A 5,038-nucleotide genomic window follows, 5' to 3' on the forward strand; every position below is an offset into this window, starting at 1 on the left:
ACTAATTCTGCATCATCATATTGATCAAGTTCATAGAGCTTTAGCAGTATACTCGAAAGCCATGGCTCTCCTCTAATTTGCCCAGGTCTTAGTGGTCTATAAATATGTAAAACATCATTTGCTGGTACTCTTACTGATTCTCCAAATGAGCCTTCTCCTGGATGTTCTCTAAATAAGTAATATGCTTCTCTTTGCCCAAGCTTGTTAAACTCAATCCCGTTTCTTATTACATTACCATTTGCTAAAGTTTGATTTGTTTTATTGTCTAAATGTTCAGACTCAAGTACTTGCAGTTGTAGTGGTACAGAAAATCTATCTTCCAGCTTTCTCGTTCTTAAACGTACAAAACATTCTCCTCCCTCTATCATACTTCTGCATACTAGAGCTTGTAATCCATAAAAATCACTTACTCCGTTACTGTCTGCTTCATCTGTCCATCTTAGCCATAATTCTTGCACCCTCTTTCGAAATTCCCCATCCCTTGCTTTTGATTGCGGTTTTATTCCTGTTCCAATAGAGTTACTTACTATTGTATCAATAATATTTGCTGCATATGGATTTTTTCTCACCATATCACGTGATCTACTACGTAAAGTTTCAAGGTTTTGAGACAGCAAATTGTTTATACTTCCTAACTCTGGTTGAAAGTGAAAAAATCTTCTTCCTGAGCCTGCAGCATCCCAGGCTGAGCTTTTTATCTTTGGTTTGTTAAATAGTTGTTTGAATGATTTTAATAACATTTTGCCTCTTTGATTATGCAACAAGTTGTTGCACAATTTGACATTGAAAAATTATAGCAAGTTGCTAGAGAATTTGGTCAACAGATTGTATGTAGAGAGTCATTACTCTGGACTACGTTTATAAATTTCTTTTCGATGTCCTATTGCTGCAATTTTGACCATGTGCTCTGAGTTATCTATTAAGTATATGACTCGATAATCGCCAACACGCAACCTAAAGTAGCCTACCCATTTATGCGATAAAGCCTCACCTACTTTATCAGGAATAATTGTGAGACGTTTTTCTATAGCTTTTTACACCCTTAACCGTATTGTTTTCGGAAGAGAAGGAAGATCTTCGGTATCTACACCTTCTAAATAACCAATTTGGTAAATTATTCCCACTTGATATCTTCATGTCTAATTATTTTTGCTCCAGGAACATTACGTTTAGCAGCAAGTTCAAGTAGAGCTATTTCTCCTTCATCCATTTCGTCACCTTCAGATAGTTTACTTACCTCAAGTTCTTCTTCTACTAGATCTTTTACAATTTCTTCAATAGTTCTATTTTGAACTTTTGCCATTTCTGTAAGATACTGAGCAAATTCCCCCTCAAAATTTACATTAACATTAAGCCTTCCTTGACTTTGATCCATATTATTCACTGTAAGATATCAACGCTAAACTATAACATTTTTACATAATTTTGTCAACCCCTTTATTTGTTGAAAAAACAATTTTTCTCTTTGGCTTCATACCTGCAATTTTCAATTCAGCCTTAATACGTTGTCTTAAGCTTAGTAAATCATTTATATCTACTTCAGCATATCTTACAACATGGTCACCATATGCAATTGATACTACTCGCTCTCCGTTTTGTAGTTTCTTTATCGCTTCTTCGACTTGAATTAGATAATCTTCGTTATACATTTACTACTCGCTTCTAAGAAACTTCCCCTATCAGCTCATCTTTTTTTATCAGGATATAACCAAATTCATTGGCTTTTTTACCCAGATTCTTTACTACTCTTTCCTTATATAACTTTTCATAATAATCCATTCCTTTTTCTACATATTCTTGTCCACATTTCAGCATTTGATAAAAAATACATGCTAATTTTCTTGCTGTAGCAGTTATTGCTTTTGGTGCTCCCAATCGATTTTTCAATCTTCTACAGTACGCACCTAATGCACTTTTACTGTGCAACATAGAATAACCAGCAAGTCGAAAAGCATTTGCAGCACGGTTAATTACTTTACGAGTTCCACTTCTAATCACTCTTTCTCCTGTAATCCTATTAAATGGACATAATCCCAACCAAGAAGTAAAATGTTTTTCTGATGGCCATTTATTAGCATTAAGACCAACTTCTGAGAGGATGGTCTGTATATTTGATGTATTAAGCCCTGGAACTTTGGTGAAATCCATGCCAGTTATTCGATACAATTCTTCGTGTGCAGCAAAGTTTGGTTTGTTTCCTGCAGACCTCTTTACTTTACTGCATTGCTTATTTTCATTTGATCTTGTTTCAAGTGTTTTATAATAGTTTTCCATACTTTTATCACATTCTTTTATTTGCTCTTGAAAAAAAGTATATGCTTCGTATTCTTGCTTTAATGTAAACAAATGCTCTTCTCTATAGTCACCTGTTAGTGCTTTTGCTATGGTTGATCTGTCATTTTTTATTCGTCTATCACTCAATTCAGCCAATCTATTAGAGTTTCTTTCACCCGCAATTATTGCTTTAATGATTCGCATACCAGTTACACCTGTAATATCACTAATAACCTTGTGTAATTGAATGTTCATTTGAATTAATGCTTTTTGCATACGTTGAGTGTGTACAGCTGCACTTTTTATCAGGTTGTCATGTTGTCTATTATAACCACGTAGTACACAAATTTGGTTATCAGGCCTAAATGATCCTTGAAGTAACCCATAGCTATGTAATTGCTGTAACCACTGGCAATCTTGAACGTCTGATTTTCTTCCAGGTACATTTTTTACATGTCGTGCATTTACCAGTTTAACTTCGAATCCATATGATTCAAGTATTTGAAACAAAGGAATCCAATATACTCCTGTTGATTCCATGGCTATCGTTCTAACTTCACACTTTTTCAACCACTTTGCTAGGTTATGAAGATCTACTGTAAAGCACCCAAATTTTTGAACGCGTTGTTTATCTCTCCCTTCTGGTACGCATGCATAATGTACAGATGAACCAATATCAATCCCTGCTGCATTAGGATTCACTATTTCTAATTTACTTTTTGCTTTTGCCATATAAAATCCCTTATATATACCTTATAATGAAGAAGTGCTTTAGCTTGGGGCGGTTATATTACACAATCTTCTAAACGAGGTAGCTAAGAAGCTCCATCAATGGTTTGACCGTCCCTTCCAAAATCATACTGATCCACGGGCATTTATTGCACCATTGCGAACTCGATTATAACTGCAGAAGCACTTCTTCATAAAATTATATCCAAAAATTACTGCAATGTGCATTAGGACGTTTCTTTCTGGTTTAACAGATTTTGTCTGTTCCGGTGCTGATCCATTTGCTTTTGAATATTTTCTTTGATTTTTTACTTTCCGGTTTTTCACTTAAACTATTCCATTTACTCTCTGGCCATCTATCTATTCCCAGTGCTATCGATGCTGCTCTTGCATAAATTCGGCAATCTAGTACTTCATTTCTTTCTCTTACCTTTTGCCACTCTTGTTTGGTATATCCTTTTACTACTTTGCTGACTAATTGCTCTGCCGTTAGCTGCTTAAAATACTCAGGTGCATACTCGGGAAAATGACAATACCCTGGCGGTGTTTCTTCACCTTCTTTTAAAATATTAAGTAATTGAAAAAGCTCTGACTTTAATATCGATACTCCGACTGGCCAGAGCTTTATTCCTCTTTTCAGCTTTTGCCCTCCAACTGTTATATCTACTCTACTTGGGCTGCTCAGCGGCACTAGTGCTTTATTTACACCTTTCACTGCCATTACTCTTCCAGACCCTTGATGACTTCTCACCCAGTTGTAAACTTCCTGCGTTGCATACCCTGCATCAACCGCCATCATACTTATCATATATTCAAGCCCATTTTCACCAATAAAATGATGATTGAGGAGCTCCGAAAGCTTTTTCCATACTTCTCTACTTCCTGTATCTCCTTCAAATACTCGGTAGTCTATTGACCAACTTTCACGACTTTTTCCCCATGCTACAACTTCCACCTCTAGACGATCTTTTTGGACATCTACTCCTGCAGTAAGTACCACTTCTCTCCTTGGTACTGTGCCAATCTGAAAAAATTCTCTCCTGTTAAATAATTGCTTCCAATCAGGTACTTCTCCTTTATCTACCCAGGTTTCTCCAAGCGTTGTGTTGATCCAAACTTTCAGTAATTGTTCACTTTCCTTTGCATGCAGAAAATCCTCTACTGCTTGTTGCCAACTATACCACCCAACTGGGCTATAAAGACTTGAAAGGTGAAATCCTATTACTTTGCTATTGTGTACTTGATTTGTAGCTCTCCATTCTCCACGTTCAAGCATCTCTGTCTTTTGATGATTTTCTATCTTTTCACCACATTCTATACATATATAGTGTGCTGTACTTGGATTTTTATCTTCCCATTTTATTTGTGACCATTTTAGAACTTGATAGTAATTACAATACGGACAGGGAACAAAAAAATATCTCTTATCTGTTGCTTCAAATTCTTTCTCAATTCTGCTTATTCCATGAATCGTTGGTGTCGATACTAAAAAAATCTTTCGCCTTGCAAATGTATTAGTTCGAGCAATACTGAGCAGTACTGGATCTCCTTCTCCTCCTGAATCTCCTGGGTAGGCATCTATTTCATCAAGAAAGAGATATTTTACTGGCATAGATCTCAGTCCTACACTACTATTCGCTCCAGTTATTACTACTATTCCACCTGGAAACTCCTTACTTTGTACAGTATTCCCTGAATCTCTTGACCTTGGGTCTTTTACTTTACTTTTTAAACATGGTGTACTCTCTATTAACGGTGCAAATCTTCCCTTCGACCAACGTTTTCCCATTTCAACTGTTGGCTGTACTACCAGCATTGGACCTGGTGTTTGATCGATGATATAGCCAATCCAATTGTTGCCAGCTTCTGTTCCCCCAATCTGCGCTCCTTTCATGAATACTACTTTTTCTGCAGGTGAAGATGGTGATAGTGAATCCATTATTTCTTTTAAATAAGGAGTTCTTTCTGTTCTCCATTTACCTGGCTCTGATGCTGCAGTTGGCGCTAAAACTCGATACTCATTCGCCCACTCTGA

6 protein-coding genes are annotated in these 5,038 nt (G+C 36.4%); all 6 read right to left on the reverse strand.

Annotation, left to right across the window (positions count from 1 at the left end):
• Positions 1 to 740, reverse strand: a 740-nt coding sequence (locus OZD64_RS03600) for a phage portal protein (RefSeq protein ID WP_274999305.1), incomplete at its 3' end; no start/stop codon positions are given.
• A gap of 102 nt (positions 741 to 842) precedes the next feature.
• Complete coding sequence (locus tag OZD64_RS03605) at positions 843 to 1,028, reverse strand: type II toxin-antitoxin system RelE family toxin (protein ID WP_316659782.1); 186 nt, start codon at positions 1,026 to 1,028, stop codon at positions 843 to 845.
• An 86-nt stretch (positions 1,029 to 1,114) separates the two neighbouring features.
• The gene (locus tag OZD64_RS03610) at positions 1,115 to 1,375 is read right to left on the reverse strand and encodes a hypothetical protein (protein ID WP_012673197.1); all 261 of its coding nucleotides are present in this window, start codon (positions 1,373 to 1,375) and stop codon (positions 1,115 to 1,117) included.
• 40 nt (positions 1,376 to 1,415) lie between these two features.
• Positions 1,416 to 1,649, reverse strand: coding sequence for a gpW family head-tail joining protein (locus OZD64_RS03615; RefSeq protein WP_010962704.1), 234 nt, complete (start codon positions 1,647 to 1,649; stop codon positions 1,416 to 1,418).
• Between the two features lie 13 nt (positions 1,650 to 1,662).
• A complete protein-coding gene (locus OZD64_RS03620) occupies positions 1,663 to 3,006 on the reverse strand; it encodes an IS110 family RNA-guided transposase (protein WP_274999306.1) in 1,344 nt (447 codons plus the stop codon).
• A gap of 244 nt (positions 3,007 to 3,250) precedes the next feature.
• On the reverse strand, positions 3,251 to 5,038 hold a 1,788-nt coding region (locus OZD64_RS03625), incomplete at its 5' end, for a phage terminase large subunit family protein (RefSeq protein ID WP_274999307.1).

Source organism: Wolbachia endosymbiont of Drosophila tristis (genome assembly GCF_028981745.1).
Lineage (GTDB): Bacteria > Pseudomonadota > Alphaproteobacteria > Rickettsiales > Anaplasmataceae > Wolbachia > Wolbachia pipientis.